Below are 24,955 nucleotides of genomic sequence, written 5' to 3'. Positions count from 1 at the left end.
CGCCATGCGCTACGTGACGGCGGAACGCTGTCGATCAGGCGCTACAGGTGGGCGACGCCGTGATCCGGGCTGCGCATGATGACCGCCCGTACGCAGTGTTCTTGCTCCAGCACCTTGACCGGTGTCGCTCATTGGGTAGAGCTGAATGGCGGTCAGCGCTTAGGGATCGTCGCTCGCGGCGTCAGGTGTGACGCCGCAGGAAACCCTTTGCTGGGTGGGGCGGGGTTGAGCAGGAGTGCGTGCCAGTGCTGCCAACGGTCGGCGGGGACCGGTGACGCCGTTTGTCGCGGCTGGGTTGGGCGTAGGCGTCGAGCTTGCGGCGGTGGGCCACGGCGGCGTCGAAGGTCAGTCCTTGGGCGGTGCAGACGTCGGCGTACAGGGTGGCGGTGTCCTGCCAGATCGGGCTGGACGTGCCATGTCCGGCGAGCGCAGCCGCGTGGGCGTATCGCGCCCAGGTGAGCTGGCTGTCGTCGCGGTCGGGGAAGCCTTCTTCGAACGACAGGGCGCCGACGTAGAGAGCCGCAGCGCGGATCAGCCGTCGGTCGTGGCGGGCGGTGATCGGATCGACGGCGGTCAGGGCTTGGTCGAGCAGTCGGCATGCGCGAGCGTTTTCGGCTTTGCTGATCAGCTTCCAGGCGCGCCGGATCACGCTGGGCAACACCGTGTACTCATCCACGCCGTGCTCCGGGCGTACTCGGGCGGTCGGGGTGCGGCAGGCGTGCGACGACGCCGTAGGCGACGGCATGCTCGGCGTTGAGCACCGGGCGTGGTTCTCGCTCGGGGTACCAGTCCACGACCGAGACAACACCGTGCGGGAGCAGGGTGAGGCCGTCGAGCAGGGCGGTGAGTTCGGCGTAGGTGCGCGCGCGAAACGGTCCGTGGCCGGCGCCGGGTTCGGCGAGTTTGGCCAGCCGAGCAGCGTGTTCCGGAGAGAGAGGGTCGAAGGTCACGTGTGACACCGCGAGGTAGGAGCCGGGGGCTACCGCGGACGTGATCGTGGTGATGGCGTCGCGGGCGTGCTGGTCGTCGGGGATGAAGTGCAGCACCGCGAGCAGCAGCACCGCGACGGGCTGGCTGAAGTCGATCAGCTCCCGCACGGTGTCGTCGGCGAGGATCTCGTCGAGGTCTTCGAGGCCGCCGGCGCGGAAGTAGGTCGCGCCGGCGGGGTGGCTGGTCAGCAACGCGCGGGCGTGGGCACCCACGAGCGGGTCCGGGTCTATGTAGACGACCCGGCTGGTGGAGTCGACGGCCTGAGCGACCTCGTGCACGTTCGGCGCATGCGGCAGTCCACAGCCGACATCGAGGAATTGCCGGATGCCGCAGTCGGCGGCCAGGTAGTGCACGGCGCGTTCGAGGAAGCGGCGCAGCTCGCGGGCGGCCTGGTCGACCAACGGCAGCTCACGGCGGATCTGCTCGGCCGAGTCACGGTCGGTGTGAAAATTGTCCTTGCCGCCGAGCATCGCGTCGTAACGGCGCGCGGCCTGCGGCCAGGACACATCCAGCGGCTCATCAGGGGTGTTCATGACCGGTCCAGCCTCCGCCAGTACGGTGCCGACTGTCGGGCAGGGTTCACGACCACGCCGAGATGCGCGAGGTTTTCCGCCACCTGCTGTGGGCGAGGCCGCGAGGATGGTGGTGTGGGCGGAACGGCCGGCTCGACCAGCAGCGTGCCGAGGTGCGTGGCGCACACGCCGGTGTGCTCGTGCGCGTCGGGGGCGTGCACGGCGCTGAGCACGCCGAAGGCTTCGGTGCCGGGCCGGTACGGCTCAGGTAGCCAGGTGCGGGCTGCCCGGCGCAGGCTCGCGGCCCCGGCGTGTCGACCGCAGGCGGTCAGCATGCCCAGGTACACGGCGGTGCTCGTCGCGGCGAGCAGCGGTCGGTCCTCGTAATGGTGGCGTGCCGTGTTCAGGGCGTGGCTGATCTCGCGGACGGCTTGTCCGCAGCGGCCGGCGGCGTGCAGCGCGACGGCGAGCGCGATGCGCACCTCGGTGTTGTCCGGATGCGGCGGCTGCTGGAGGTATGCCTCGAGCAGGCCCTGCAGGATGTCGGCTGCCAGCTGGTGGTGGCCGTGGCGGGTGAGCACGATGGCGTGTGCACGGGCGGCCTGAATGGTGCGGTAGTCGTCGGGGCCGTACAGCTGCTGGCAGGAACGGTGGGCGTAGTCGGCCCACGGCAGCCATAGGTGCGGGTGCGTGTCGTCGTGAGCGAGCAGCCACAAGGCCGTCGTGATCAGTTCCGGAACCGGTACGGAGGTCTCCGCTAGTCGTGCCGCGAGCAGCGCAGCATCGAGCACGGGTTCCGGATTCGCGTCGGCGGGGCTCATGAACGCTGCTCCGCAGCAGCCGGCGCCGGTGCTGTCTTCACGCGGGTTAACGCTGTTACAGCGCCGGAGGTGCGCTTGGGGCGCTGGGTCGCGTAGCCGCCTCGGTTGGCGCGAGACGGTAGCGGGCCGTACCAGGCGGTGTCGGTCAGGGCGGACGAGGTCATGATCGGGGCTTCCTGACGGGTGCGGGTGTGGCGAGAAAGGACGCGGAAGGTGCGGGGGCCGGGCGGCGCGCCGGGGCCGGGGGATTTCTGGCGCACCGCCCGGGGTGCGGATCGCAGCGTTTCGCGACGCCGCAGCACGGCCGGAGGCGGATCGCGGATCTGCCAGCAGCCGTCCCCTATTTCGGGTAGGGGTGCAGGTCAGGTAGCGGGTGGGCGCCACATCGGATGCAGGGCCGGTCCGTCGCCGCCGATGCGGTAGCTGGAGCGAGGGCGGTATCCGTGCCGGGCGTACAGCCGGGCGTTACGGGAGCCGGTGGCCTCCAAGTAGGCCGGGGTGCCGGTGACGTCCAGCTCGGCATGATGGTGGTCGAGCAGGGCGCTACCGAGTCCCTGGTGCTGCCGGTCGGGGTGCACGGCGAGGTGGCCGAGGTAGTCGTGCCACGTGTCGTATGGATGATGGCGGTGCATCGCCTCGTCCAGGGCGACGAACCGGTGCCGGTACTGCCCGGTGATTTCGGCGAGGCGGGTGTCGTAGTCGGCCGCCGCCGGGGGCGGCCCGCCCGCGATCGGGTACCAGATCGCCACCGCAGCCAGGTTCGTGCTGGCGTCGCCGCTGACCTGAATGTGACCGTGGTCGAGGGCCTGCTCGACGAGCAGCGCGAAGTACGGCCGGTAGATGCGGGCACGGGTGTCCAGACGCGGAATCAGCCAGGGGCCGAGGTCGCCGTGCAGGAACGACTCGGCCAGCAGCTCGGCTATCCCTGGGGCGTCGTAGTGGGTGGCGGCGCGGATGGCGGCGGTGCTCTGTGGCTGGGTCATCTCGGTTACCGCCCGGCCGTGGCAAATGGGCTGGCCGGTTCGGTGACGGCGCTGTTGGCGCCGAGTCCGATCACCGCGTACACCTCGGGCCGGCTGGCCTTGAGGACCCACGCCCACAGCAGGCCGAGCACGCCCGCGACGGCGAAGATACCCGGCAGTTGCCACCGCAGCGGCGACGTCCCGGCAACGCCGAGCAGGATCGGCATCTGAGCCAGGGTCACCCAGAGCACCGCGCCGAGCGCCACCGTCGCGACGGCAGGGGCGAGGATGCCGCGGGCGGCGCCCACACCGTCACGGTTGCGCGGGTGGACGAAGTAGACCAGGACCGCGACCGACGTGGCCGTCATGAGGATCAGCACGGCCACGCCGCCGAGGACGGTCAGCCAGAAGAACATGCGGGTGAACGGGTCCCAGCCCGCGAGCACATACGTGGCGATCACGACCAGTCCGACAGCGGTCTGAAGCAGCGAGCCGTAGATCGGTGCCCGGGTCTTCGGGCTGGTCCGGCCCAGCGCAGACGGAAGAACGCCTTCGCGGCCAAGCGCGTAGAAATAGCGGGCGCAGGTGTTGTGGAAGGCCAGCAAAGCGGCGAACAGGCTGGTCACGAACAGCAACTGGCCGAGGGTGATCAGCGCGGCGGGCACGTAGGGGCGGGACAGGTTGAAGATCAGTTGCGAGCCGTCCGAGGTTGCCTTGGCGACGATCTGGTTCGGGCCAGTGGCGACCGACATCGCCCAGGCGCAGAACGCGTACAGCACGCCGATGATGGCCAGCGCCAGGTAGGTGGCCCGGGCGACGGTCTTCTGCGGGTCCTTGGATTCCTCGCTGAACACCGCCGTGCCCTCGAACCCGACGAAGCCGGCGATCGCCGTGGCCAGGGCCGCGCCGAGCCCAGCGGTGAACAGGTTGTTCGGCGACAAGGTGGTGAACGAGGTGTTCCCGCCGGCCGGGTGCGAGACCTGCACGATGGCGAGCACGACGGCGACGGCGATCTCGGCGATCAGTAGCACCGCGAGGACGCGGCCGTTGAGATCGATGCGCCGCCCGCCCAGGAACGCGATGAGTGCCCAGGCCAGCATGGCCCACATCCACCACGGCGCGGACGTACCGAGGTGTGCGGTGGCGAAGTCGTGCGCGGCCACCCCGAACCCGCCGTACAGGCCGGTCTGCATCACGTTGTAACCCGCGACCGCTACGAACGACCCGGCAACTCCGGCGGGCTTGCCGAGGCCGTGGGTGATGTAGGTGTAGAACGCGCCCGCGTTGACGACCTTGCGCGACATCGCCACATAGCCGATGGAGAACAACGCCAGAATCAGCGCGACCACGACATAGCCGAGAGGGATGCCGGTGATGCCGGTGACGGCGAATCCGGCGGTGGCGCCACCGGCGACCACGGTGAACGGGGCGGCTGCGGCCATCACGATCCACACCAGCGGCCACACCCCCAACCGGGCGCGCGCCAACGCCACCGCCACCGAGCTGACAGTCTCACGACGGGAGGAAAAAGACATGGCGATCGACTCCAATGAGGGGGAAGGACAGTCGGGGGGCGAGGGCGGGAGCAGCTCGACCGCGTTACGCGCTGGCTTAGGTCTTAGTGATCACGGCGTCGCCTGCAGCGGCCCTGGTATGAGTGAGTAGCTCGCGAATCGGATCGGCCGCTTCGGCGATCAAGGGCTGAATGGTCGCGGCGAAGGCGTTGGCCTCGCCGATCAGCACGACGCGGTGCAGGTCCGTCGCGATGGCCAGCCCGCCGAGCAGGATGTCGAAGTCGTCCAGCTGCGCATGCCGGCGCAGCAATCCAGCCAGCCGTGCCCACGGCCATGCGGCAGCGTTCATGTCCGTGGGCACGTAGCGCACCGTGCGTCCGAAGAGGCGCCGCGACACCTCGGCCTGGAGATGGCCGGCGCGCTCCAATCGGCCCGCCACATCCTCATAAGCACCACGGCCCAGGTATGCCAGCCACGTGCGCACAGGGTGCTCGCCAGTCTCCTTGACGAGTTGGTCCAGCACACTGTGCGCCAACACATCCGACGGCGCGGCACCATCGGCTACCACAACCAGCCCGTTCCGTACGGTGACATGCCCGGTCAGCAGCAACTCGCCCAACAGCGCCGCTGACAGACCTAGCCCAGCCACATGCGCATCCAACAGCGGCGCACCGGTGCTGTCGCGATGCGCCAGCCGGAACATGTCATCGGCCAACAACGGCCACGCCTGTCCACGCAAGCCGCCGGGTGGCGCCGTCACCGTGTACGGCACCGCCGCCGACCCGACAGCGTCGCTGGTCGCCGCATGCCGAGCGCCTGGGCTGCCAGCTGACGTGGACTCGTCGTAGGCGGCCGAGCGTGGGTCATGATGGTGCCGAGTTCGAGGCCCCAGGTCGTACGTCACGCGCCGATCACCTCAATTCATCGAATCGCCGCGCAGCGGCGAGCGTGGGACAGATACGGAAACCGGTCCGAACGGCGAGGGACGCCTGCGTTTCCGCATCGATGTGGAGACCGCCCGCCGCACCGCGTCGGTTCGCAGGAACGGCGAGCGGGAGCCAGAGGCCGGGGCCGGGTGGCTTAGTTTCTGGCCCGGACGACCGCTGATCAGCAACATGCCACCAACGACCCACGGCGGGTAAGCCACGCGAACGTTGTGCTTAGCTAGGCACGTCGCCGCCTAGTGGCACTAGGCAGTTACGCAAGGCGACTGATGACGCGAACCACACCGGAGCGATAACCTGTCGCAACACCGGATGACGGGTGGTCTTGAGGTGAACGTCGAACGTTCAGACGGGGGTGCGCCACCGCCCGTTACGTGGGAGCACCCCGCGATGCGTGACGCACTCCGGAGACGAGATCTCACGGCCGTGTATCGCCGTCTCAGTTCGCATGGCTTTTCACAGCGGCGCATCGCCAATCTCACCGGACAGTCGTCCTCGGAGATTTACGAGATCGTCAAAGGCCGACAGGTCATGGCGTATGACGTACTTGTTCGCATCGCCGATGGCTTGGGGGTCCCACGGGGCTACATGGGCCTCGCCTATGACGGCGAGCCGATGTCGGTCATCGAAGATTCGCTCGCTGGCGTCGCGAGTGGCCCTGGCGAGGTCGAGGAAGTCCGCCAACTGCTCTCCCATGCTGCCAACGTCACCATGGGTGTTTCAGTCCACGAAGCATCACGCTGGTGGCAACCCACGACGCGCGTCCAGACGCCGGTCCCGGGCATGATCGGCGAGACCGACGTGACACAGCTTGAACACATCACCGGCGTGCTGCGTGCTCTGGACTATCGCCACGGTGGAGGTGCATGCCGCGACGCGGTTGTGGCGCAGGCTGACTATGCTCGCTTACTTCTGACGTCGGACAGCACCGGCGAAGTCAAGGAACGCTTGCATCTTGCGCTAGCGGACCTTCACAACCTCGCGGGTTGGACATCGTTCGACGTTGGCCTCTACTCGGTCGCCCGCCGACATTTCTCTCTCGCCTTGGAACAAGCGAAGGCTTGTGACGATCTATCACTCGTCGCCAACGTCCTGTATCGCCTCGGCCGCCTGCACCTTCACCAAGACTATCTTTCCCAGGCTCTCAGGTTCTTCCAGCTCGGTCAGCTAGCTGCTCAGGACGCGGAGGACCCGCTGACGGTAGCCATGCTCCACGCCAACGAAGCGTGGACTCATGCCCTCATGGGCTGCAAGAACAAGGCCCTGAGTTCGCTCGGACGCGCTCAAGACGAGTTCGTCCGGCCGCGTACCGCCGGACCGCCGGGATGGGTCAGCTTCTTCGGAGAGGCAGACTTGCGTGCGCTGACAGGCATCGTTCACGGCCTCTTGTGCAGCATTCGAAAGGGTGATGAGCATGTTTCGGGCGCCATCTCGAACCTTGAGCAAAGCATCAAACTCCGCAAGGACCCCATGGCCCGAAGCATGACCTTCGAGCTGACGGCGCTCGCTACTGTTCAGCTTCGAGCCGGTAGCTGCAGAGACGGTATGCGCTCAGGCGAGAGAGCGGTCGATCTAGCGGAGCGGGTGCGGTCGGTGCGTACCGTTGACCGATTGACCCCCCTACTGGATGCCGTTCGTCAGCACAGCGACGAGGAGACCGCGTCCCTTGCTGGCCGGATTGCTACCCTGCAAGGAGGATGACTACGCAGCCGAGACCGTCGAGTGGCCGCATGACGCCCGAGCGCCTTCGAGCCATACTTGCCGGCCTCCAGGCGCAAACCGGCCTCAGCGTCGCTGGCGCACATCTGATCAAGTTCACGAACAATGCGGTATTCCGACTTCCCAAGGTCAGTGCCGTCGCTCGGATCGCAGGCTCCGAGACCATGGCGAAGCGAGTCAACAAAGTCGTCAGGGTTGCCGGCTGGCTGGAGGATGAGGGCGTGGCCGCCGTCCAGCTCCTGCGAGGAGTCCCACAGCCAGTGGTAGTGGACGGTTTACTCGTTACAGTGTGGCAGGACATCGAAGGCCCTGGCCGCCCGCCGACCGGCGAAGATCTGGCCAAGATCCTCAAGGTCTTCCACCGCTTGTTACCGCCGGACGGCGGCTTGCCGGGGTGGGCACCGATCGAGGAGATCAGGCAACGCCTCGACGACCCGGAAGGGGTCTCCGCCGACGACGTCGCGTTCTTGCGAGCGCAGTGCGACGAAATCGAAGCCGCCCTCGCGAACGTGTCCTTCGAGCTGCCGCAGGGACCGATTCATGGCGATGCCTTCATGGGCAACCTCATTACCAGCCCCACTGGGCCAGTCATTTGCGACTTCGACTCTACGTGCATCGGTCCGCGCGAGTGGGACTTAACCCCGCTGGCAGTCGGCAAGTTGCGATTCAACTATGCGCGTGATGCTTACAGCGAATTGATCGGTTGCTACGGATTTGACGTTATGAAGTGGCCCGGTTTCGCGGTCCTGCGCCGCGTTCGTGAACTGAAGCTTGTTGCCAGCGTCGTTCCTGTCTTGGCCAGCAATCCCGCTATCCGCGAGCAGTGGAAGCATCGTCTAAGCACTTACCGCTCCGGCGACCAGACGACCCGGTGGAGCACGTACAGCTCGACAACGTGAGTGGTGGCGGGCCGGCTACTCCGAAGTACCGGCGCCCAACAGCGGCGCACCGGTGCTGTCACGATGCGCTAGACGGAATATGTCGTCGTCCAACAGACGCCGACCCCGTCCCTGGGACGGTGCTGGGTGTGGGTGAGGCCTTCAAGAACCCACACCCAGCCTGATGTTCCTAGGGGTTCGTATCGCTGGTCCGCTCGGGGACAGAGCGGCCCAGTACGCGTACGGTCGTGCTCAGTTTGATCGGAAGGTGATCATCTCCCTTCAGGAAGGGCTGAATATCGACTGGCCGTCGGAGACTTCGAGCCGGACCGTATGCCTGCTGGCGTTCGTGTCCGGATACCCAAAACCTGTGATCCGGCTTCGCTCGCGTCCGGCTGGCCCCTGTTCCTCGCCGGTCCGGCGTAGGTGCGGTGCTGCGTGGCCGGATCCGTACGATTCGGACGTCGGGCGCGGGGCGCTTGCTGCGCTGGTACGCCTTGGTGATGTTCTTGGGTAGTTTCGCCGGTATGGCCTGGGCCATCTGCTGGTTGATCAGGAGCCAGGTCGTGACGAGCGGGCCGAGCGGATGGCTGCCGTCGAGCGCGGCTCGTTTAGTGATGTGCTCGGTGTGGATGGGTATCAGCCACCCGATTTGATGGCGGAGGGGCGGCATTAGATCCTCGTCAACCGCGCCGCCGATACTGCGGTAACCGATGATGTGCCAGCCGTCGCCGTGCGGGGTCCAGGAGACAGCGGCGAGTTGGCGTCTCCTGCCAACAGGTTCGGGCCAGGCCACCAGTCCGGCCGATGTGGGTACGAGGTCGTCGGTGATCCGTGCGGTCGGCTGGTCGTCGCTCACGGCATTCACCAGTTCCGTGAACTCTTGATTGATCCAGTACATGGGTACGAGGTCGAGGTGGTCGGCCAAACTGCGGCGTTTCTCGTGATCGTTGATCGGTGCGGGCAGATTTTCTGGACCGCGTAGCAGGCCGGTCAGCCGGTCGCGGACCTTCGGGAGCATGTCCGCGGTGATGCGGGCTGCCCGCCACTCCGTCGAGGCGAGCAGCGTTCGGCTCAGACGACCGAGGACGATGCCGCGGTGCAGCGTGTTCAGGATCGTGTATTCCTCACTGACCGGTGGCCAGTGCATTAGGGCGGCGCAGTGCGCGGTAAGAGCGTCGAAGTCGTCGGCTTCGATGAATTGGGCGCAGCGGTAGCAGACGTGCCACTGGTCGCTGTAGGTCTGGAGCATTCCGCTGGCCACGGCGGCGATGCCGATGAGGCCCGTGCGGTAGTTCCAAACCGGCATTTCCTCGGAGCAGGTGTGGCAGCGGTTGAAGACCTTTCCGACGTAGCCGGCGTCGACGGGGACTACCTCGTGCTGCTCGTTGACTACCGGGTGGCGGTAGGCGACCTTCCCCGCCTCCTGGTGCTCGGTGAGGGCGTGGCCGCAGGTGGCACAGACCTTCAGCGCTGTGAGGTTCATGCGCCTCTCCCGTTCTGGCTGCGGCGCCGGTCGCGGAGGCGCGGTCCTCGGCGAGGCTGGTGGCTGGGCATTGCCATGCCGGGCCGGTAGAAGACGTGCCTGTTGCCACCCTGCTGCTTGGCGTGGTACATGGCGGTGTCGGCACGGTGCAGCGCGACGCCTTCGAGCAGGTCGGTGTTGGACGCGACGGCGATGCCGAGGCTCGCGGTGATCGTGACGGTGACGGGCCCGTCGTCGGTGCGGACCTGGACGGGTTCGGCGATGACGCTGGTGAACAACACGGCCATGTTGATGAGCCGGGCTGTGTCCAGCGGCGCGATGACGGCGAACTCGTCGCCGGAGAGGCGTGCGGCCTGCCCGCTGTAGAGGGCGGTGAGTCGCGCGATCCGGGTGGCGGTTGCCTTGAGAAGGTCGTCTCCGGCGTCGTGGCCGTACGTGTCGTTGACTTCTTTGAACAGGTCGAGATCGATGAGCACGGTGACGATCTGCCGGTGTTGGACGGACGCGGCGAGGGCGTTGTGGATGGCTCGCAGGCCGGTGCGGTTGTGCAGACCGGTGAGCGCGTCATGGCTGAGCTGCCAGACGGCGTCGGCCAGTTCGTCGCGCAGCGTGGCGATGATCGGCCGGGTCGCCGTGCGGCTGGCCAGGAAGCCGACGGCGGCTCCCAGTGTGGCCGCCACAGTGGTGGCGATCACGAGAGGTGTGGTGAACACTGGGTTCCTCCATTCCATGGAGAGACCCGGGACGCACGTTTCCAGGCGAGGCGTCCCGGGTTTCTGATTACGACGACGGCCCGCCTTTGGCGGGCCGTTTTTGTGCTTCGAGTCGCCGTGTACGGCGGCCCGGGTCAGGAGGTCTCGGGCTTGGGGATCGAGCCGTCGAGACTCCAGGTGGCGCCGACGCGTGCCGGGTACCGTCCGGCCGAGCCGTCGATACCGGGGTACGGGGAGGGGCACGGCTCGTCGGTGCGAGGCCGCCGGCCGATCAGCCGGGCGGAGCCGCGGGAGGTTCCCACCGGTCGTAGCTCGTATCGCTCGGACAGCACATCGACGTAGTCGATGTCCGAGGCGTACGGCACGTAGAGGCTGTTACGGACGGTGCCGCCGAGCCGATCGCAGCAGGCCACGATGACCGGATACCAGCCGGTGAGCGCGACGGTGACGAGGTGTCCGCAGGTCAAGGCGAGCTCGAAGATGCACAGCCGGTATTCCTCCTGGCCCTCGCCTCGGGTCCATCTGGTGGGTGCGGGCGGGGTGCAGGGGTGGCAGATCGGTCCGAGGTCGCTCTGGTATCCGGCGTCGCAGTTCTCGCACACGATGCGCAGGCAAGCGCGGCATTCGCCGGACGCGACATCGGTGAGGCTGGTGCCGCAGAAGCCGCAGTCTCCGGTCAGGCACTGGTCGGTGTGTTGGCCGGGCCGGTGCTGGTGGCAGGGGTGGTCATGCACGGCAGTTCCCGCGCAGGTGTTGGTAGATGGTCTCGGCGGTCAGTCCGTTGCCGGTGCGGTTGTCCGGGCTGGGGATGGCCCGCCACCCGACCGACTCGCACGCCAGGAACGTGGTGGTCTCCTCGGTGGTGATGCCGAGGACGTCGCCGGCCGACAACGAGCGCAGCTTCAGCAGTCGGTAGGTGCAGGCGATCAGGAAGTCCAGCTCGCCGCCGTCGGGGTAGCCTCGGCGGCCCTGCAGGCTGTCGAGGTCGTCGTTGAACACCCGGTAGGCCCATTCGGCGACGTCTTCCGGGCTGGTCTGGTCGGGGAAGTGCCGCCAGTGGGAGATGACCTTGGTGAGGGTGTTTCCAGGCTCGTAAGGGAAGAATCGGCTGTCGTTGTTGTGGTAGACGGCGATGTAGAACAGCGTCATCAATGGACCTTTCGCTGGTTGTTGAGCGGCATTTATGCCGCGACCGGTGTGGTGGTGAGGGCGGCGTGGAGGTGACGCAGGCCGCGCCGTTCGAGGTCGCGGACGGCTTCGGTGCTGCGGTTCATGGCGCGGGCGGCGGCGTCGCGGGGGTAGCTGTCGAGGTAGCGCAGCTGGATCGCGCGGCGCTGGGCGCCGGTCAACTTCGACATCGCGTGGGCGAAGGCGATCCAGCCCAGCCGGGCGGGCGGCCCGGCGGTGACCGGCGCGGCCGGGGCGGGCTCGTGGTCGCGGACGGCGTACGCGGCGCGCACGTAGCGGCGGCGTGACCAGTCGTGCTGGTTGCACGCCTTCGCGGCGTGCCAGATGAACCAGCCGCGCACGTCGAGCAGCGCGGCGGAAAGGTCCGCCAGGGCGCTGGTGAACGCCTCTTGCACGAGGTCCGGGATCGCATCGCGGTCACAACCTCGCAGCCGCACGGCCACGTACCTGGTGACCGGCTTGCGGAAGGTGAGGTACAGCTGGGCGAACGCGTCGCGGTCGCCGTGCTAGGCCCGGTCGAGCAGGGCAAGAACCTGCGGGGCTACTTCCGGACGCCGGCGGCGCGAAGGCGCGGCGGAGTGCTGGCGCGGCGTACCGGGGTCGGGGTACGGCATGGATTCCTCCATCCATCAGGGGTGGAATCCGGGCACGCCGAATCGGCCGTGCCCGGAACGGTGTGCTGGATTGCGCAATCGGCCGGGCACGGCCGAAGAGGTGGTGCGAGCGGTTACGCGGGGCGTAACCGGATCAGAGTTGGGACGCAGGCCGGCGGACGGGGTGCTCGCTGATGTCGGCACGCAGCCGGTCGATCAGGTCGTCCGGGATCAGCGCGTACGGCTCGACAGCGGCCACGACGACGGCGGGATCGAGGATCACCTCCAGCAACCCGAGTCGGATAAAGTCCGGCGGGCTGTCAGGGTCGGCGGCTTCGTCCCAGCTCCAATCCACGACGGAGCAGAACAGGGTGTGATGCGGGTTCCAGCCGATCTCGACCTGGTAGCGCTCGAAGCCAGGTCGCGGGGTAAGGCCATACAGGCTCATTGGATGCCCCTTCGAGGATTCGGGTCGCGGGACCGCTATTGCGTGACGCCGTGAAGCCGCAGGTTCGCCTCTTTGAGATGCGCCGCGACCAGCTCGCTGTTGGCGCCGGCGACGCTGAGGCTGTCGGTGATGGCTCGCAGCACGTCAGCCGGTACCTCGGCGGAGCCGCGGAAGGCGCGGGCGGCGGTGTGCGCGGCCATGCGCTGGATCATCTGAGTCAGGTGCGCCTGGGCCAGGTTGAGGCCGCACAGCAGCCGAGGCAGCTCAGCAAGGTCGATGCTCTTGGCGGCCCAGCTCATGGTGTCGCCGAGGTAGTCGGCGGAAGTCACGAGCAGGAACGTCGCGGCGACGGTGAGCGCCGGGCTGGTGGCTCCGTTGGGGAGCACCCTGGAGAGGTCGTCGATGATGGCCTGGCGGTCGTCGTCGAGCTGGGGAGCGTCGTCGAGCAGGCTGAACCATTCGGTGTCGGACAGGTACCAGGCGGGTCGGAGCATGACGTCCTCCTACGGACAGCAAGAAGGCGGCCATCAGGTGATGGCCGCCGCAGGGAAAAGGGGTGTGCGCTACCGCGCCCTGGCCGCGTCAGCGGAGGGCGTCAGTTTTGGGAGTGCCAGGTCCGAGGCTGGCGGCGGCGGCCGACCGTGATGGTGGGCGCGATGCCGTCGCGCGAGGCAAGGGACCAGGGGCACACAGAAAAAAGAAAAGAAGAGAAGCTTCAGCGTATGAGGACAGGCAGATCCCGGTGCCCGACTGTCAGGTCGGCCCGTCTGGCAGAACCTGACAGCCAGACAGTCCCGCAGCCTCTGTCAGGTCCCGGCGCTCGAGCGGGTGGTTCTGACGGTCGCCGGTGGCCCCACCAAGACGGCTTGGAGTGGCCCCACGCGAACTCGATCGGGTGACGTGGTGACGGGCTGATCTGGCCCCACCTACGGGGTCGGTGCCAGGATCGACAGGCTGTAATCGGAAAGCGGCCTGGGGTGGCCCCGTTCGCTGGTGGAGTTGTTCGAGACGATTCCCCGGGATCATCGGCGAGGCGTGTCGTTTCCTGCACTCGCGCAGCGGTATTGCGTCCACCGGCGTACCTATCGTGCGCGCGGCGTTCGACTCGGCTGCTCCAGCACCTTCCCCGTAAGGCCTCGGCAGCGGGCCGCGCGTGGCTGCTAAGGCACGACGGCCGGCCCCGTACGCGGCCGGCCGTCGTGGTTGCTAAACCTCAGCGCGGATCTTGGCCCAGTTGGCGTCTGCAGCGTCGAGGACGGCCTGGTACTTAGCGACGAACGTTTGCAGGCGGGGTGCCGCAGCTGCCAGTGCCTGGTCTTGCGCCGGTCGGCGGCAGGTGGCATCCGCGGCAGCGGCCTTCTTCTCGAAGGCGACGGCCTCGGCCCACTGGGGGTCAGCCTCCATGGCCGCCACGCCGCGGTCGGCGGGCGGGAACTTGGCCAGGGCCATCTGGTAGGCGTGGGAACGGTCCTTCGCGGCGATCCCGGCTGCCTTCATGCACGGGCCGTAGGCGGCGAGGGCGTCGGCGACTGCGGGAATCTTCTCCACCTCGCGGAAGGTGTCGGTCAGCTCCTTGCCCACGGCGGTCGGGATGGTCGACGAGACTTCTTGTTCCGCCTTGGCCGCCACGCCGGTGCAACTACTCAGGGCCTTGCCGTACTGGACCTCCTCATCGGCGGTCATCTTGTTGGCCTCGTTGGCCTTACGCAGCACGTCGGCGACTTCGGCCTGGTGGTGCTTGGCCGTGGCAATGCCGAAGTCGTCGCTGATCTCTGTCAGGCTGGACAGGTCGTCGGGGCCGATCGGCCCGCCGTTCTGCTGCTCCGACGGGGCCTGCCGATAGATGAACCCCTTGTCCTTCATGCAAGTGGCCAGGGCACCCTGGAAGCGAGCGGCGGTAGCCTTCTCTGCTGCGAGGCGGTCTGCGGACGTGCCATAGAGACTGTTGCTGACCTGCCCGTACAGGGCGCGACCCTGCTCCAGCGCGGCCGGCTCAGCCGGGGCTCCGGCGGCACCGGAGTCGGCGCAGCCGGTGGTGAGGGCGCCGGCGAGCAGCACCACACCCAAACTGATGATCTTCTTCATAGACTGTCTTTCTTCAGCGAGTCGTACCGGTCACCTGCTGCAGGCGGTGGGAATACCGCCTGCGTTGAAAGGAACGACTCGCCCCTGTCCGTCGACCGCCAGCTGGCGTTATCGGCCAGCTCGCGTACATGGCCCATGCGGGGTCCGCTCCCGCCCCCGCATGCCTAAGCCTCGACGAGGGCCGCAACGCACAGTCACTGCTCCGAGCCCCTTGCGCTCAACCCGGTGGGGCCAAGTCAAGCCGTCACACCACTACACGACTTGTCCACCGTGGGGCCACGACAGACCGTCCGGGCGGGGCCAACCCAACCCGCCAGAATCAAGCGGGACTGCGCGGGACACCGGCGAAGTCCCGCTCGACGGGACTGTCCGCTGCCGGCGAGTCCCGCTGGGCGGCCGAGGCGCAGCGGGACCCGCCGCCGGGACTCGTTCGGCGGGGGCCGTTCCGGCTGAGTCCCGCTGTGCCGGGCGGCGGCAGTCGGCTCACCGGTCACCGGCGGTCGGGCGGTAACCGGTGAGACCCGGGACCCGGGGCGCGGGGCAGCGAATCGTCTGCCGGACAGGTGCCGGGTGGGTCCTGTCAGGTACCCGGTGATGGTCCGTGGGCCCCTGTTAGGTTTCCGGTGCGCCGCCGCACCGCCTGTCAGGTTGGACCCGCCAGGCGCGGCGGAGCCGACCACCACGGACTATCCGATCGGTTCCCGTACGCCCCGCCTCGTCACCGTGTCAGGCCGTGAGCGGTGACGAGGCTTCCCCACATGCAACACGGCTTGAACTGCGCGGACGCCCTTGCACTCGCCGCATGCGCACCTGGGTTCGCCGGAACTCGCGCAGTCCTAGCAGCGACGCAGGACCAACACGTCCTCGTGCGCGATGAGGTGCACGGGGACGCCTTCGGCGCGGGCTCGGCGTACGGCCATGAGCCCGAACATGCTCGCGCGGTGCACGATCTGCCCGTCGCGGACGGCGGCGAGCATCGCCGCGCACCGTTCGACCGGGATCAGCCCGACCGATCGGGCGACGGCTAGCAGTTCGCCGGGCAGATCGATCAGGTCGTCCCGCTGGCGGCGTACCGGCCGACAGGTGATCACCATGGTCCCGCCGGGACGCAGCAGTTGATAGGAGGCGGCCAGGATCGTGGCGAACCCGTCGAGCAACCGGGACCATCCCGCATAGGCGAGGTTCCCCGCCTGCCGGTCCCCATAAAGGTGGTCCCGCTTGCGTACCCCGGTACTGTCCGTCCGCACGAGCCCGTGAGTCCCGCGCCCGTACGGCGGTGAGGTGAGCACGAGTCCCACTCGGCCGACCGCGGACGCCGGGACCAGGTCGAGCAGTCCGGTGGCGTCGCCGTTGATGACCTTCCCGACGCCGGCCGCGCCCTGCGACGAAGCCAGCGCGATGTTCTGCTCGGCCAGCGCGGTGAACCGGGGCTCGATGTCGATGCCGATCGCGTCGCGGCCCAGATGCATGGCCTCGACCAGCGTGGTGCCGGATCCGGCCATCGGATCGAGCACCAGGTCACCGGGTGCGGTGAACGAGCTGATCGCATGGGCGGCTAGGTTCGGCAGCATCTTGCCGGGGTGGGTGGAAGTTTCCGGGACGTAGCGGCCCCGGCGTTGCTCACGGGCCGGTTGCTGGCAGGTCAGCCAGACCGAAGTGACCGGCAGTGTGTCGTCAGCCATCGCTGCCTCCGTTCTGCGTCGCGCTGCGGGTCATGATCAGCACGTCGGTGTGGATGTCGAGCTGGGTCTGCTGACCCCGCCGGGGCGGCCGGTCGGCCGCCACGATGTGCTGCAAGTACGCCAGCCCGGCCTTCTTGGCCGCCGCGATGACGTCGACCGGGAGGACGACGTCGCCGTGCGGCAGCAGGACGGCCACGCAGCCGCCCGGCACGAGGCTGGTCCGGCACCGGTTGAAGAACTCGCCCGGGTGGGCGGGCTCGCTCGGGGGCCAGCCGGTGACGATCAGGGTCGCGGTGTGCCAGTCCCAGCTCACCGTTCGGGTGTCTTGAAGGTGGCTGCGGCGCTGGGCGGCGATGATCGCGCGGGCCAGCTGCGGCCCGGCGGTGAGGTCGATGATCAGGTCGGACGGGTGGGTGAGGTTGTGCACGAGCCGCACGCCCATCGCGTTGGACATGCTCTCGCCCCGCATCGGGGCGGAAACCGGCCACACGGTGATCGGCACGGGCGGGTCGCCGGACACCATGTCCCCGACGGGAACCGGTGCCTGCTGGTGTTTTCTCTCGGTCATGGGCTTCGTTGGCCCCCGGACCGGCGGGCACACTGACGATGCACAGATCCCGCTTGTCAGGCCGATCGAACTCGACCGCGTCCTGTCAGGACCGGTCACACGAGCGACCTGACAGCCGCTCGGCGCGCGGACGAATCTGTCCGGACCGGTCACGATCTGTCTCGCCCTGACAATCGCTTGCGGTGTCAGGCCGGGCTGTCCCAATCGGTGCCTCGGAGCGTTCGCACCCGGCGACACGCTCGCGACCGAGGGGACCCATCATGGCGACAACCACCCGCAGCCGGACAGCCGACACCGCCTTGGCCAGCGTGGAGAAGGCATTCGCGCTGCTGACCTGCGAACCGGCTCCGCTGGTGTTCGACGCCCGGCCCGTGCCGGGACTGCCGAACACCACGATGCCGCTGGACCGGCTGCGCACCCTGCTGATGTACGAGCGGTACGACAGCGACACCACCGACATACTGTGGCGGCAGCTCGCCCGCCACGCCCGCGAATGGGGACCGGCCTGGGTGGTCGGCGCGATCGGGGTCGCGCTGCCCGCCCTGACCCACCTCGCGGCGAAGATCAGCACCGGGCGGCCCCGGCTCGCCGACGACGTCGACTCTGAAGTCCTGGCCGGGTTCCTGGAGGCGCTGCGTACGACGGACCTCGACCGGCCGCGGCTGTGGCTGCGGATTTGCTGGGCGGCCTGGCGTGCCGGGGCCGGCGTCATCAAGGACCAGGAGGGCGAGGAGCTGCCGCTGGATCTTTCCAGCGGTTCCCGGACGCCGCGTATGCCCTACGGGCACCCGGACCTGTTGCTCGGCCGGGCTGCCGCCGCCGGCCTGATCAGCGACGAAGCCGCCGAGCTGATCAGCGCGACCCGCTTCGGTGACGCGCTGATCGAGCAGCTCGCCGCCGAGCACGGCACCACGGCCGCAGCGTTGCGGATGCGGCGCCGCCGCGCCGAACGAGTCGTGGCGGTCGCGGTCAGGCGTGGCGACCTTTCCGGCCCGTTCCGCTGCTCTGCTGGCCTCGATGAGGCGGCAGCCTGAGAACTGTTGCCGTCGCGCTTGAAGGCCGCACCGGGCATCCCGCCTGGTGCGGCCTTCTTTGCGTTACTGGTCCTCTGCCGGGTGCCCCCTCGCCGGCGACACGGAGTCGTGACGGATCTTGTCAGGGCGTGACAGAAGCAGGGCGAGTTCGATCGGCCTGACAGCCCGGATCTGGGCGGTGCATGTCATCCACGACATGCCCGCCCGGCGGGGACCACCCCATCCGGCGAGGCACACGGTCCGGCATGGCTGGCGCGGCGCACTGACACCGCAACCCTTCGCCACCTGCGAGGAGGAGCGCCCCCACCGGACCTGTCCTGCCTTCGCTCTGGTTTCCGCTGCGGCGGCCCGCAGAACTCCTGTGGAGCGCCGCGCATGTTCACGACTCTGTCCGTTCTCTCCGACCTTGCTGTCACGGCTGCTGCCCAGCCGCTGGCAGCGCCCACCCCGAAGCCCATTCCCGAGGTCATCGACGGCCTGACCGGCTGGATCATGGGCATCATCGCGCTGGTCGCGACACTGTTCCTGGTCGTCGGCAGCCTGCGATACATGTCCGCTGGAGGCGACCCCAGCCAGGTCGAACAGGCCAAGGGCAACTTCAAGTCCGCCCTGATCGGCTACGCCCTGGCCGTCTTGTCCCCGGTCATCCTGCAGGCGTTGCAGGGCATCGTCGGCGCGTGACCGGCCATGACTGACTGGTTGATGGACGGCCTGGTCAGCTGGCTCGCTGAGAAGGTCGTCGACCTTCTCGGCGGCCTGCTGACCCTGTTGGCCTCGTCGTTGTTCGTATCGCCGGACGTCACTGTCCTGCCGCAGGTGACGTCGATCGCCGACAAGAGCGCGCTGATCGTCAACGCCTGCTTCATCCTCGCCATCATCGCCGTCGGTGTCGCCACCATGACCGGCGACTCCATCCAGATGCGCTACAGCATCAAGGAGCTGATCCCCCGGCTGATCGTCGGGTTCGTCCTGTCCGCGTTCTCGGTCCCGCTGACCGGCCAACTGATCAGCATCGCCAACGCCCTGACCGTGTCGATGACCGGCACGACCGCGCCGACCACCGAGACGATCAACTTTGTCCAGGCGCGGATCGACGCGGCGTCGTCCGACGAGGGATCCGCGCTGCTGGTGGCCATCATCGGACTGCTGATCGTCGTGCTGATGTTCATGCTCGTCGGCACTTGGCTCACCCGCGTCGGTGCGCTGCTCATCCTCGCCGGGATCGCACCGGTCGCGCTGGCTGCTACGCCACCCCGTGGACCCAAGGTGCCGCCGACTTGTGGTGGCGCACCACGCTGGGTTGCTTGGCCACGCCGGCATTGCAAGCCGTCGGTTTCTCGACCGGCATCGACTTGCTCATCAACCCGGACGCCAACCTGCCGATCTTGCTCGGCCTGCCGGGCTCCGACACCCTCAACTTGATTCTGGTCGTCGCTGTGCTGTGGGTCACCGTCCGCATCCCGTCGATGATGCGCCGGTTCCTGTCCAGCGGGGCAGCGCCGAACATTGGCGGAATCCTGCTCAAGGCCGTGTTCATTCAAGGCATCACCCGCCGCGTGCCGCTGCTGCGAGGTGGACGATGACCGAACAGGACACCACACCGCGAGCCGTGGTACCGGCCAACGTCAACGAGCAGGACCGCATCGCTTTCGGGCTGACCTTCCGGCAACTGGCCATCATCGGCGGCCCGGTCCTGGCCGGATTCAGCTGCTACCGCACCTACGGCCCGCTACTACCACCAGCCGCCTGGATCGCCGCCGGAATCATCGGGTTCGCCGTCGCCGTGGTCATCGCCATCGGCCGCCGCGACGGCCTTCCCCTGGACGTGTGGCTACGGCACGGCTTCGCCGTCTCACGCAGCCCTCGCACCCTGACCCCCGGCACCGCACGAGCCACCTCGGTCGCCACGGTGGCCGACAAGCCGAAGATCCCGGCGCCGCTGCGCTCACCGGTCACGAGCATCAGCGGCGCCGGAGTCCTAACCAGCGAGGGCAGCAGCAAGGTGCTGATCGCCTGCGGCACTACGAACATCCACCTGCGCACCGGCAGCGAGCAGGCAGCGCTGCTGGACGGCTTCGGCCGGTTCCTCAACTCGTTGACCGGCCCGGCGCAACTGCTCGTCGCGGCGCAAAGGCATGACTTGAGCGTGTACGCGCAGGCGATCGCTGACTTCGCGCTCCGCCTGCCGCACCCGGCGTTGCAGACCGCCGCCGACGACTACGCCCGTTTTCTGCTCGACCTCGACGCCGGGCGGGATCCGCTGCGGCGCCAGGTCCTCGCGGTCGTCACCGGCGAACACGGAGCCGACGCCGCCGTACGCGCCTTGTCCGGCCTCGGCGTCGAAGCCGCCGCGCTGGACGGGCCGGCCGTCGCGTCGGCCCTGGCGGGAGCCGTCGACCCCTTCAACCCTCCGGTGCCCGGCCCGCGCGCGGTGCCCGGCGCCCCCATCACTGTGCGGAGCACTCCGTGAATTTGTTGAAGACCAAGAAGAAGATCACAGCCGGGCAGGACATGCCCTCTCCGGCCGCGTTGTCGATCACCCCGGCACACGTGAAGGTCGGCGACGGGTACGCCGCCACGTTCGTCGTGTGCGGCTACCCGGCCGAGGTCGGCCCGGCCTGGCTCGACCCGCTGCTGTCCTACCCCGGCCGCGTCGACGTCGCCGTCCACATCACCCCGGTCGCGCTGCAGTTGGCCGCGCCGATGCTCAAACGGCAGCGGGCCCGGCTCGAGTCGTCGCGCCGCCTGGACGCCAACTCCGGCCGCCTCGGCGACCCGATGACCGACGCGGCGGCATCGGATGCAGCCGATCTGGCCGAACGGGTCGCCCGCGGCGCGGCGAAGCTTTTCGATACCGGCATCTACGTGACCATCCACGCCCGCGACCTCGACGAGCTGCGCACGGTCATCACGGGGGTGAAGTCGGCCGCCGCCAGCGTCTTGCTGGACCTGCAACCGGCGACGTTCCGCCACCAGCAGGGCTGGATCGCCACCCTGCCGGTCGGCGTGGATCCGCTGCGGCAGCGGCGCATCCTGGACACCACCGCCCTGGCGGCGGCGTTCCCGCTCGCTTCGGCGGACCTCGCCGCCCCGGCCCCCGGCGCGGTGGCCGCCCCGGACGGCGTGCTCTACGGGCTGAACACCACCAGCAACGGCGTCCTGCTGTGGAACCGGTGGACGCAGGACAACCACAACAGCGTGGTCCTGGCCCGCTCCGGCGCGGGCAAAAGCTACTTCGTCAAGCTGGAAGTCCTGCGCAACCTGTACCAGGGCACGCAGGTGTCGGTCGTCGACCCGGAGGACGAGTACACGCCGCTCGCGGAGCACGTCGGCGGCACGGTCGTGCAGCTCGGCGTGCCCGGTGTGCGGTTCAACCCGCTCGACCTGCCCGGCGACGATCGCCCGGACACCCTCACCCGGCGGGGCCTGTTCCTGCACACGCTGATCTCGGTGATGCTCGGTGCGACCCCGCCGCCGGCCGAACGAGCTGCCTTGGACCGGGCGATCACTGGGACCTACAGCAAGGCCGGGATCAACGCCGACCCGGCCACCTGGCGCAGGCCCGCTCCGCTGCTGCGCGACCTGGCCGCGACGCTGGCCGAGGACGACGATCCGGCCGCCGCGCAGCTCGCCGCCCGGCTCGCGCCGTGGACGGTCGGGAACTTCTCCAGCCTCTTCGACGGCCCGACCACCGCGGCCCCAGGCGGGCATCTTGTGGTCTGGTCGCTGCGGCACCTGCCCGACGAACTGCGCACGGTCGGCACGCTGCTCGCGCTGGATTCCATCTGGTCGAGCATCGATGCTCCCGCCGCCGGACGCCGGCGGCGGCAACTGGTCGTGGTCGACGAGGCCTGGTTGCTGATGCGCGACGGCGAAGGCGCACGGTTCCTGTTCCGCATGTCCAAGGCCGCCCGCAAACGCCTCGCCGGGCTGTGCGTGATCACCCAGGACGCCGCCGACGTCCTGTCGACCGATCTCGGCCTGGCCGTGGTCTCCAACGCTGCGACCCAGGTCTTGATGCGCCAGTCCACTCAGTCGATCGACGCGGTCACCGAGGCGTTCGGCCTCACGGCAGGCGAAGCCCGGATGCTGCTGGCGGCATCGCGCGGAGAGGGCCTTCTGGTCGCGGGCCGGTCGCGGATTCCGTTTCGGAGCGTCGGCTCCGCCGCCGAGCACAAAATTGCTGTGACGGGGATCGGCGAGGTGGGCGAATGACCACCACGCCGACCTGGCCCGCTCACCTCGCACATTGGATGGTGGCCCGGCCGTGGTTGGGACTCGTGGCCGCCGCGCTGATTGTGGCCGCCGTGTTCGGCCGCGACCAGGTGCTCAACTGGCGGCACCGGCGGTTGGTCACCGGCGCGCGGTGGGTGATGATCACCGCGCCGCCGGAGGTCACCGGCGGGGCCGCCGCCGCGTTCTGGACCACCCTCATGGGGGTGCTCACGCCGTCGGTGTGGCGACGCCGGATCTACGGCTACCCGCACGTCGGCTGGGAATACCTCTGGACCGGCCGCGCCCTGGTCATCCGGGTGTGGGTGCCCGGCACCGTGCCGCCCGGCGCGGTCGAAGCCGCCGTCCGCGCGGCCTGGCCCGCCGCCACCCTCACCGTCGAGGACGCGAACGCGCCGATCCCCGCGACGGTGAGCGAGCAGACGGGCGGGGCGCACTGGCCGCAGCACGCCGACGTGCTGCCGCTGCGTGTCGAGCACGACGCGGACCCGTTGCGGGCGCTGCTGTCGGCCGGGGCCGAGGTCTGGCACCGCGAGTACGCGTGCGTGCAGGTCCTCGCGCGGCCCGCGTCGGCTCGCCGGGTGCGGGCGGCCCGCCGGTCGGCGGCCACCTCGACCAACCATCCGCACGGACGCCCTGACCCTGCGACCCGCGCTGCCGCAGGGGCTGCCCGGCTGGCGATCGAACCGCTGCTGTGGTTGCTCGAGGTATTCCTCCCCGGCCCGTCCCGCCGCACCCCGGCGCACAACAGCGCCGCCGCGCGGGCGGCCGAGCGGGATCCGGTCGCCGGGGCCGAGGCGCGCACGGTGGTGGACAAGGCCGTGCGGGTGCCGCACTTCGAGATCGCGATGAGGTTCGCGGTCGCCGCCCAGGCGGACAAGATGCCGCCCACGCCGGAACGGGCCACCGAGATTCGGCGGCGGCTGATCGGGCTCGTGCACACGATCGCGTCGGCCGCCGCCGCGTATACCGGCCCGAACCGGCTGCGTCGCATGAAGATGCCGCACCCGGTCGCCACCCTCGCCGGGCGCCGGTTGCGGCGCGGGTTCCTGGCCACCGTGCCGGAGCTCGCGGCGCTCGCCGCGCTCCCGCAGGATCTGGCGGTGCCGGGCCTGGCTCGGGCTCGGGCCAAGGCGGTGCCGGCGCCGGTGCAGGTCCCCAGTGGCGGCCGGGGCGTGAAGATGCTGGGCCGCTCGCAGGTCGGCAACCACAAGGTCGGTTTGAAGGTGGTCGACGCGCGGCAGCACATGCACATCGTCGGCAAGACGGGCGTCGGCAAAAGCACGCTGTTGCTGAACCTGATCCTTGGCGACGTCAAGGCCGGACGCGGCACGGTGGTCATCGACCCGCGCGGGGACCTGATCAACGACATCCTCGACCGGCTCCCGGCCTCCTACGCCAGCCGCATCCACATCATCGATCCGGATCAGGAGAACCCGGCCTGTTTCAACCCGCTCGACGACCAGGGCGACGTCCACTTGGCGGTGGACAACCTGGTCGGGATCTTCGCGAAGATCTTCCAAGGGCAGTGGGGGCCGCGTATGGACGACACCATGCGCGTCGCCTGCCTCACGCTGATGCGGCACGCGAAGCCGACGCTGAGTCTGGTGCCGTCGCTGCTGCAGGACCGGCAGTTCCGGGGCCGGTTCACCCAGGGCCTTGATGACCCCGACGGGCTCGGTGGGTTCTGGCTCTGGTACGACGGCATCAACGAGCAGTTCCGGGGCCAGGTCATCGCGCCGGTTCTGGCCCGCCTGCGGGCGTTCCTGTTGCGGGATTTCGTCAAGAGCGTGATCGGCAACGCCCACAGCTCGTTCGACATGGGCAAGATCCTCGACGGCGGAGTGCTGCTGTGCCGGCTACCGAAAGGCCAACTCGGTGAGGAGACCAGCCGGATCCTGGGCTCGATGATCGTCGCCCGGGTGTGGCAGGCCGCGATCGCCCGAGCCGCAACCCCCGAGGACCAGCGCAGGGACGCCACGTTGTACGTGGACGAGGTACAAAACTTCCTCACCCTGCCGGGCTCCGTCGGGGACATGCTGGCCGAGGCGCGCGGCTACCGGCTCGGCCTGGTGATGGCCCACCAGGACCTCGCTCAGCTGCCGAAGGACGTCGCCGCGGCGATCAGCGCGAACGCCCGCACCAAGGCGATCTTCAACGTCGACCCGGCCGACGCGCGGGAGCTGTCGCGGCACACCAAACCCGAGGTGGACGAGCACGACCTCGCACACCTCGACGTGTTCACCGCCGTGGCCCGGGTGCTGGTGGACAACCGGGAACTCCCGGCCTTCACCTTCGTCACCAACCCGCCGCCGGAACCCGACGGGGAACCCACGGCGATCCGGCAGGCGTGCGCTGCCGCGAACACGCCCGCCGGGGAGGAACCGCCGATGCAGCAGCTCGCCCGCACGGCGATGAAGCGGCGGATGGCCGACCGCGACCGCTGACAGCCGGTGCGTCCGAGGGCTCGTCCGGGTGCGGCATCGGGGGCTCGCTTGGGGGTGTCGGCGAGACGAGACCCCAGACGAGCCCCCTGCGCGTCGGCTGTCAGGTCCCTGACCTGCCCGGACCCTAGCCATGGCGGC

The 24,955-nt window shown here is 68.8% G+C and carries 25 protein-coding genes; 9 read left to right on the top strand and 16 right to left on the bottom strand.

Going from position 1 to position 24,955, the window contains the following annotated elements; genetic code table 11:
* Nucleotides 1-181: 181 nt before the first annotated feature.
* The 6 genes from COUCH_RS11395 to COUCH_RS11370 form a co-directional block, all read right to left on the bottom strand.
* Complete coding sequence (locus tag COUCH_RS11395) at nt 182-676, bottom strand: hypothetical protein (RefSeq protein ID WP_249612044.1); 495 nt, start codon at nt 674-676, stop codon at nt 182-184.
* Nucleotides 669-1,523 (bottom strand): SAM-dependent methyltransferase, encoded by an 855-nt coding sequence (locus COUCH_RS11390; protein WP_249612043.1) that lies wholly within the window; start codon nt 1,521-1,523, stop codon nt 669-671. Before COUCH_RS11390 ends, COUCH_RS11395 begins: the two co-directional genes overlap by 8 nt.
* A complete protein-coding gene (locus COUCH_RS11385) occupies nt 1,520-2,323 on the bottom strand; it encodes a hypothetical protein (protein ID WP_249612042.1) in 804 nt (267 codons plus the stop codon). The genes COUCH_RS11390 and COUCH_RS11385 overlap by 4 nt, the downstream gene beginning before the upstream one ends.
* 362 nt (nt 2,324-2,685) lie before the next feature.
* The gene (locus COUCH_RS11380) at nt 2,686-3,306 is read right to left on the bottom strand and encodes a GNAT family N-acetyltransferase (protein ID WP_249612041.1); all 621 of its coding nucleotides are present in this window, start codon (nt 3,304-3,306) and stop codon (nt 2,686-2,688) included.
* A 5-nt stretch (nt 3,307-3,311) separates the two neighbouring features.
* Nucleotides 3,312-4,820 carry an APC family permease gene (locus tag COUCH_RS11375; RefSeq protein WP_249612040.1) on the bottom strand — a complete coding sequence of 503 codons (1,509 nt, stop codon included), beginning with the start codon at nt 4,818-4,820 and terminating at the stop codon, nt 3,312-3,314.
* Between the two features lie 76 nt (nt 4,821-4,896).
* Nucleotides 4,897-5,703 carry a GOLPH3/VPS74 family protein gene (locus COUCH_RS11370; protein WP_249612039.1) on the bottom strand — a complete coding sequence of 269 codons (807 nt, stop codon included), beginning with the start codon at nt 5,701-5,703 and terminating at the stop codon, nt 4,897-4,899.
* 466 nt (nt 5,704-6,169) lie between these two features.
* Here COUCH_RS11370 and COUCH_RS11365 point away from each other — a divergent pair, with 466 nt between their 5' ends.
* Both COUCH_RS11365 and COUCH_RS11360 read left to right on the top strand, forming a co-directional pair.
* A complete protein-coding gene (locus COUCH_RS11365; protein WP_249612038.1) occupies nt 6,170-7,444 on the top strand; it encodes a helix-turn-helix domain-containing protein in 1,275 nt (424 codons plus the stop codon).
* Between the two features lie 29 nt (nt 7,445-7,473).
* Nucleotides 7,474-8,361 carry an aminoglycoside phosphotransferase family protein gene (locus tag COUCH_RS11360; RefSeq protein ID WP_249612037.1) on the top strand — a complete coding sequence of 296 codons (888 nt, stop codon included), beginning with the start codon at nt 7,474-7,476 and terminating at the stop codon, nt 8,359-8,361.
* Nucleotides 8,362-8,530: 169 nt separating this feature from the next.
* Here the strand turns inward: COUCH_RS11360 and COUCH_RS11355 are convergent, their stop codons facing one another.
* The 10 genes from COUCH_RS11355 to COUCH_RS11310 all read right to left on the bottom strand — a co-directional run bounded on the left by COUCH_RS11355 (nt 8,531) and on the right by COUCH_RS11310 (nt 17,103).
* Nucleotides 8,531-9,826 (bottom strand): hypothetical protein, encoded by a 1,296-nt coding sequence (locus COUCH_RS11355; protein ID WP_249612036.1) that lies wholly within the window; start codon nt 9,824-9,826, stop codon nt 8,531-8,533.
* Nucleotides 9,823-10,539 carry a GGDEF domain-containing protein gene (locus tag COUCH_RS11350; protein WP_249612035.1) on the bottom strand — a complete coding sequence of 239 codons (717 nt, stop codon included), beginning with the start codon at nt 10,537-10,539 and terminating at the stop codon, nt 9,823-9,825. Before COUCH_RS11350 ends, COUCH_RS11355 begins: the two co-directional genes overlap by 4 nt.
* Nucleotides 10,540-10,673: 134 nt before the next feature.
* On the bottom strand, nt 10,674-11,273 hold the full coding sequence (locus COUCH_RS11345; protein ID WP_249612034.1) for a hypothetical protein: 600 nt from the start codon (nt 11,271-11,273) through the stop codon (nt 10,674-10,676).
* A complete protein-coding gene (locus COUCH_RS11340; RefSeq protein ID WP_249612033.1) occupies nt 11,266-11,688 on the bottom strand; it encodes a hypothetical protein in 423 nt (140 codons plus the stop codon). Before COUCH_RS11340 ends, COUCH_RS11345 begins: the two co-directional genes overlap by 8 nt.
* 32 nt (nt 11,689-11,720) lie before the next feature.
* Entirely contained in the window at nt 11,721-12,122 is a 402-nt protein-coding gene (locus tag COUCH_RS11335) for a sigma factor-like helix-turn-helix DNA-binding protein (RefSeq protein WP_249612032.1), read from the bottom strand.
* Nucleotides 12,123-12,474: 352 nt separating this feature from the next.
* Complete coding sequence (locus tag COUCH_RS11330) at nt 12,475-12,768, bottom strand: hypothetical protein (protein ID WP_249612031.1); 294 nt, start codon at nt 12,766-12,768, stop codon at nt 12,475-12,477.
* A 35-nt stretch (nt 12,769-12,803) separates the two neighbouring features.
* Nucleotides 12,804-13,262 (bottom strand): hypothetical protein, encoded by a 459-nt coding sequence (locus COUCH_RS11325; protein WP_249612030.1) that lies wholly within the window; start codon nt 13,260-13,262, stop codon nt 12,804-12,806.
* A 712-nt stretch (nt 13,263-13,974) separates the two neighbouring features.
* Nucleotides 13,975-14,853 (bottom strand): hypothetical protein, encoded by an 879-nt coding sequence (locus COUCH_RS11320; RefSeq protein ID WP_249612029.1) that lies wholly within the window; start codon nt 14,851-14,853, stop codon nt 13,975-13,977.
* Nucleotides 14,854-15,689: 836 nt separating this feature from the next.
* On the bottom strand, nt 15,690-16,535 hold the full coding sequence (locus COUCH_RS11315) for a TRM11 family SAM-dependent methyltransferase (RefSeq protein WP_249612028.1): 846 nt from the start codon (nt 16,533-16,535) through the stop codon (nt 15,690-15,692).
* On the bottom strand, nt 16,528-17,103 hold the full coding sequence (locus COUCH_RS11310) for a hypothetical protein (RefSeq protein WP_249612027.1): 576 nt from the start codon (nt 17,101-17,103) through the stop codon (nt 16,528-16,530). The genes COUCH_RS11315 and COUCH_RS11310 overlap by 8 nt, the downstream gene beginning before the upstream one ends.
* A gap of 260 nt (nt 17,104-17,363) precedes the next feature.
* On the opposite strand from COUCH_RS11310, the gene COUCH_RS11305 reads away from it, so the two are divergent.
* The 7 genes from COUCH_RS11305 to COUCH_RS11275 all read left to right on the top strand — a co-directional run bounded on the left by COUCH_RS11305 (nt 17,364) and on the right by COUCH_RS11275 (nt 24,817).
* The gene (locus tag COUCH_RS11305; RefSeq protein ID WP_249612026.1) at nt 17,364-18,137 is read left to right on the top strand and encodes a hypothetical protein; all 774 of its coding nucleotides are present in this window, start codon (nt 17,364-17,366) and stop codon (nt 18,135-18,137) included.
* Nucleotides 18,138-18,512: 375 nt separating this feature from the next.
* A complete protein-coding gene (locus COUCH_RS11300) occupies nt 18,513-18,818 on the top strand; it encodes a pilin (protein WP_249612025.1) in 306 nt (101 codons plus the stop codon).
* A gap of 6 nt (nt 18,819-18,824) precedes the next feature.
* Complete coding sequence (locus COUCH_RS11295) at nt 18,825-19,559, top strand: hypothetical protein (RefSeq protein WP_249612024.1); 735 nt, start codon at nt 18,825-18,827, stop codon at nt 19,557-19,559.
* Entirely contained in the window at nt 19,556-19,720 is a 165-nt protein-coding gene (locus COUCH_RS11290; RefSeq protein WP_249612023.1) for a hypothetical protein, read from the top strand. The genes COUCH_RS11295 and COUCH_RS11290 overlap by 4 nt, the downstream gene beginning before the upstream one ends.
* Nucleotides 19,717-20,607 (top strand): PrgI family protein, encoded by an 891-nt coding sequence (locus tag COUCH_RS11285; protein WP_249612022.1) that lies wholly within the window; start codon nt 19,717-19,719, stop codon nt 20,605-20,607. Before COUCH_RS11290 ends, COUCH_RS11285 begins: the two co-directional genes overlap by 4 nt.
* Before the next feature lie 41 nt (nt 20,608-20,648).
* Nucleotides 20,649-22,352 (top strand): VirB4 family type IV secretion system protein, encoded by a 1,704-nt coding sequence (locus COUCH_RS11280; protein WP_249613665.1) that lies wholly within the window; start codon nt 20,649-20,651, stop codon nt 22,350-22,352.
* Nucleotides 22,349-24,817: a type IV secretory system conjugative DNA transfer family protein gene (locus COUCH_RS11275; RefSeq protein WP_249612021.1), complete on the top strand. Its 2,469-nt coding sequence runs from the start codon at nt 22,349-22,351 to the stop codon at nt 24,815-24,817. Before COUCH_RS11280 ends, COUCH_RS11275 begins: the two co-directional genes overlap by 4 nt.
* The last annotated feature ends 138 nt before the right edge of the window (nt 24,818-24,955 follow it).

It is taken from the genome of Couchioplanes caeruleus (assembly GCF_023499255.1).
Taxonomy (GTDB): domain Bacteria; phylum Actinomycetota; class Actinomycetes; order Mycobacteriales; family Micromonosporaceae; genus Actinoplanes; species Actinoplanes caeruleus_A.
The sequence above is the reverse complement of the archived record's forward strand: the minus strand, read 5'-3'. Positions and strand labels throughout refer to the sequence as shown.